We start from the raw sequence: 4,614 nt of genomic DNA, 5'->3' as shown, positions 1-4,614 counted from the left end.
GTCCGTCACCATTCCGGATCGTACGGGGGGAACCGACCACATCATGAAGGCGCGAAATCTGCTCGCGGTAAGCGACCTGCACGTCGCCTACGCCGAGAATCGACGCTTCGTCGAAGAGTTCCGGCCTGAGTCCGAGGCGGACTGGCTGATCGTCGCCGGTGACGTCGGCGAGTTCGCCGCGGACATCGAATGGGCGCTCACCCTGCTGGCCCGCCGCTTCGCCCAGGTCATCTGGGCGCCGGGCAACCATGAACTGTGGACGCCGAAGGACGACCCGATCCAGCTTCGCGGCGAGCACCGGTACCGGTATCTCGTGGATATGTGCCGTCGCCTGGGAATTCGCACGCCCGAGGATCCGTACCCGATCTGGGACGGGCCCGGGGGGCCGGTCACCATCGCGCCCCTTTTCCTCTTGTACGACTATTCGTTCCGCGTCCACGGCATGGCCACGAAGGAGCAGTCGCTGGCAATGGCGTACGAGACGGGTGTGGTGTGCACGGACGAGATGCTGCTGCATCCCGACCCCTATCCGAGCCGCGAGGAATGGTGCTGGGCCCGAGTGGAATCGACCGAGCGCCGGCTGGCGGCGTGCGATCCCGACTACCCGCTTGTTCTCGTCAATCACTATCCGCTGGTACGTCAGCCCACCCGCGTCCTGCGTTATCCGGAGTTCGCCCAGTGGTGCGGGACCGAGCGGACCGCCGACTGGCACCTTAAATACCGGGCGGCCGTGGTCGTGTACGGCCACCTGCACATCCCACGCACGACCTGGTACGACGGAGTTCGCTTCGAGGAGGTTTCGCTGGGATATCCGCGGGAGTGGCGGCGACGGGGCGCGATCCCCCGTCCGGCGCGGTCGATCCTGCTGGCCCGCGAACTCACGCCATGATCGAGGACCTGCTGCCCGGCGCGATCATGTCGTCGGAGGCGTACGACGACTCGCAGCCATGCGCCTTGTTCCCCGCCGAGCAGGCCGTGATCAGCGGGGCGGTGGAGAAGCGCCGCCGCGAGTTCACCACGGCGCGCTGGTGCGCCCGCAACGCGCTCGGCCGCCTGGGTTACCCGCGGGTGCCCGTGGTGCCGGGCGCCAAGGGCGCGCCTGTCTGGCCGGCCGATGTCGTCGGCAGCATCACCCACTGCACCGGATACCGTGCCGCCGCCGTCGCCCGGTCGAGTGACATCACGACCCTGGGGATCGACGCCGAGCCGAACAAGCCGCTGCCCGCCGGCATCCTGGAGGCCATCGCGGTCGAGGAGGAACTGCGCTGGGTGACGGATTTCCTGCGGCGCGATCCGTCGGCGCGATGGGACCGGCTGCTGTTCAGCGCCAAGGAGTCCGTCTACAAGGCGTGGTTCCCGCTGGCCCCGCTGCGGGAGCCGCGCCTCGACTTCAGCGAGGCGTCGATCACCTTCGACCCGGTCGGGGGCGGTTTCCTGGCCCGGCTGCTGGCCGAGGGACCGAGGCTGCGCGACGGCAGCGAGTTGCGGGAGTTCTCTGGCCGCTGGCTGGTACGCCGAGGTCTCGTGATCACGGCCATCGCGGTCATCGCCACCCCTCAGGACGCCCGGAACACCCCGGGAACCTCGGACGACCTCAGGCTCACCCAGCACTAGGAATTTTCCTAGCCGATTGTCTTTAGGCTCGGGTTTCGGTCGATTTCCGCGGCTGAGAGGACCGGTTATGTGTGGGATCACGGGTTGGGTGTCATATGACGCGGATCTGACCGAACAGCGAGCCACGGTCGACGCGATGACCGCCACCATGGCGCTGCGCGGACCCGACGCCTCCGGAACCTGGATCGAACGGCACGCCGCGCTCGGTCACCGAAGGCTGGCGGTTATCGACCTGGACGGTGGCGTGCAACCGATGGAGTTCGCCACCCCGAACGGCCCGGTGGTCCTGGTCTACAGCGGCGAGGCCTACAACTTCATCGAACTGCGCAAGGAACTGCAGGCGCGAGGGCACCGGTTCCGTACGTCGAGTGACACCGAGGTCGTATTGCACGGTTATCTCGAATGGGGGGAAAGCGTAACCGAGCACCTCAACGGGATGTACGCGTTCGCCATCTGGGATGCCCGTGATCAGAAGCTCGTCCTGATCCGCGACCGGCTGGGGGTGAAGCCGCTCTATTACTACCCGACCGGCGACGGCCTCCTGTTCGGATCCGAACCAAAGGCGATTCTGGCCAACCCGCTCGCTCGCAAGGCAGTCGACATCAACGGAATACGCTCGGCGGTGTTGGCCGCCGGGGGCCAGTCGATCTGGAAAGGGATGCAGGAGGTCGAGCCGGGCACGGTCGTCACCGTCAAGTCGAGTGGAATTCACGCCAGAACGTACTGGAAGCTCAGAACGGCACCGCACACCGATGACCAGAAGAGCACGGTCGAACGAATCCGGGAGTTGCTCGACGACACCGTCAACCGGCAGTTGATCTCGGATGTGCCCCAGTGCGTTCTGCTGTCCGGTGGGCTGGATTCCAGCGCGATCGCCAGCCTCGCATCGCGCAAGCTGACCGCGAAGGGTGATCGGGTACGCACATTCTCGGTCGACTTCGTGGATCACGTCGATCGCTTCAGACCGGATGCGTTTCGGACCACCCCGGACGCGCCATTCGTCAAGGACATGGTCAACATGATCGGGCCGGTCCACCAGCAGGTGGTGCTGAGCGCGGAGAATCTGTCCGATCCGGCCGTTCGCCGTGCCGTGATCACGGCTCGGGACACACCGAGTGGTCTTGGCGAATCGGATATCTCGATGTATCTGCTCTTTCAAGCGATACGCGGCGAATCGACGGTTGCGCTCTCCGGCGAGGCCGCGGACGAGAACTTCGGCGGCTACCAATGGTTCCACAACAACATCCGCGAACTCCCCATCTTTCCCTGGATGGCGGCGCTACTCAGCGCGCAGGGCGGCAACCCCGCCCTCATGCCTTTCACAGCGGAAGCGCTGGCGGCCATGAAATTGGAAACCTACCTGGGGGACCAGTACCGGACGGCCGTGGCGGCTGTCGATCACCTCGACAACGCGTCGCGTATCGAGCGTCAGATGCGCGTCATGTTCCACATGCACCTGACCCGCTTCCTGCGGATGCTGCTGGACCGTAAGGACCGCCTGTCGATGGCGGCCGGTCTCGAAGTGCGGGTTCCGTTCTGTGATCACCGTCTCGTCGAGTACGTCTACAACACGCCGTGGCAGCTCAAGTCGTTCGACGGCAGGGAGAAGAGCCTGCTGAGACACGCTGTGAAGGACCTGCTTCCGCCGTCGGTACTCAATCGGAAGAAGAGCGGCTACCCGACGATGATGCATGACAGCCGCTTCTCGAACGCCCTGCTGCTTGAGGCCAAAGAGGTGCTGGCGGAACCCCACAACCCGCTGTTCACGCTGTTCAACCGGAAATGGGTGCAGTCGGTGGTCGAGACGGACTCCTCGAAGATCGCGCACGGCGAGAAGCTCCTGCTCGACAAGATGATCGACATGTACTACTGGATCGACATCTACTCACCCGAGTTCGCCCTGTCCTGACCGCCCCGCCCTGCCACGGGTCATGCTTCGCCACGCCGCCACGCTCGACTTCCTCGGCCACCGCAGATGTGGGTTCGTTCATTTCGTGATGTCCGGAAACCTTGACGGCCCACAGATACGGATGTAAACACATACGAAACACCATTGAAACGGCGGTGAAACAACATGTACGCCGAGGAACGACAGCAGGAGATCTTGCACGCGGCCCGGACCGCCGGGCGGGTGGACGTGGTCACACTCGCGGAGCAGTTCGGTGTCACGACGGAGACGATCCGCAGGGACCTGACGGTTCTCGAGCGCGCGGGCGTGCTGCGGCGGGTGCACGGCGGGGCGATCCCGGTCGAGAGGCTCGGCTTCGAGCCCGCTCTCGCGGCGAGGGACGAGGTCATGACGGCGGAGAAGGAGCGCATCGCCAAGGCGGCGCTGGCCGAGTTGCCGCAGGACGGCGCCATCATCATCGACGCCGGTTCGACCATGAGCCGCCTGGTCCAGGCGCTGCCCACGGACCGTGAGCTCACCGTCATCGTCAACTCGCCGCCGCTCGCCGCCGTGCTGGCCACCCGTCCCGCCCTGACGGTCCTGATGCTGGGCGGCAGGGTCCGGGGCCGCACGCTCGCCACGGTCGAGGACTGGGCGCTCGAGCAGCTCTCGCACCTGCACGTGGACGTGGCCTTCATGGCGACGAACGGCTGCTCGGCGACCGGAGGGCTGACCACGCCCGACCCGGCCGAGGCGGCGATCAAGCGGGCGATGATCGGCTGCGCCCAGCGAGCCGTGCTGCTGGCCGACCACACGAAGTTCACCGGGAGCTACCTGGCCCGCTTCGCCACCCTGGCGGAGATCGACATGATCATCACGGATACCGAGCTCGACTCCAAGCTGGCCGCCGGTCTGGCTGCCGAGGGACCCGAGATCGTCCGGGCGTGACACCCACCCTCGACCGCACTGTCGACGCCGGCTCCATGGCCCTGCCGCTCATGCCCGGGGGATGAGCGGCGCATTCCCCCCACCAGGCAGCCCCCGCAAGGGCTGCCCACCCCGAAGGAGTACATCAGTTGGCCACCCCATATACCCCCACGGTTCAGGGAACC

Annotated in this window: 4 protein-coding genes; all 4 read left to right on the top strand. The window is 66.0% G+C overall.

The genetic code is table 11. From position 1 onward, the window contains the following. Positions 1-43 precede the first annotated feature (43 nt). The 4 genes from ABGB08_RS22830 (at position 44) to ABGB08_RS22815 (ending at position 4,450) form a co-directional block, all read left to right on the top strand. Positions 44-889 carry a metallophosphoesterase gene (locus ABGB08_RS22830; protein WP_347593434.1) on the top strand — a complete coding sequence of 282 codons (846 nt, stop codon included), beginning with the start codon at positions 44-46 and terminating at the stop codon, positions 887-889. Further along, on the top strand, positions 886-1,614 hold the full coding sequence (locus tag ABGB08_RS22825; RefSeq protein WP_347593432.1) for a 4'-phosphopantetheinyl transferase superfamily protein: 729 nt from the start codon (positions 886-888) through the stop codon (positions 1,612-1,614). Before ABGB08_RS22830 ends, ABGB08_RS22825 begins: the two co-directional genes overlap by 4 nt. 67 nt (positions 1,615-1,681) lie before the next feature. Next, on the top strand, positions 1,682-3,523 hold the full coding sequence (gene asnB / locus ABGB08_RS22820) for an asparagine synthase (glutamine-hydrolyzing) (RefSeq protein WP_347593466.1): 1,842 nt from the start codon (positions 1,682-1,684) through the stop codon (positions 3,521-3,523). Between the two features lie 165 nt (positions 3,524-3,688). Then, on the top strand, positions 3,689-4,450 hold the full coding sequence (locus tag ABGB08_RS22815; protein WP_347593430.1) for a DeoR/GlpR family DNA-binding transcription regulator: 762 nt from the start codon (positions 3,689-3,691) through the stop codon (positions 4,448-4,450). Positions 4,451-4,614 lie beyond the last annotated feature (164 nt).

The sequence above is a fragment of the Acrocarpospora sp. B8E8 genome (assembly GCF_039871605.1).
In the GTDB taxonomy this organism is placed as follows: domain Bacteria; phylum Actinomycetota; class Actinomycetes; order Streptosporangiales; family Streptosporangiaceae; genus Acrocarpospora; species Acrocarpospora macrocephala.
The sequence above is the reverse complement of the archived record's forward strand: the minus strand, read 5'-3'. Positions and strand labels throughout refer to the sequence as shown.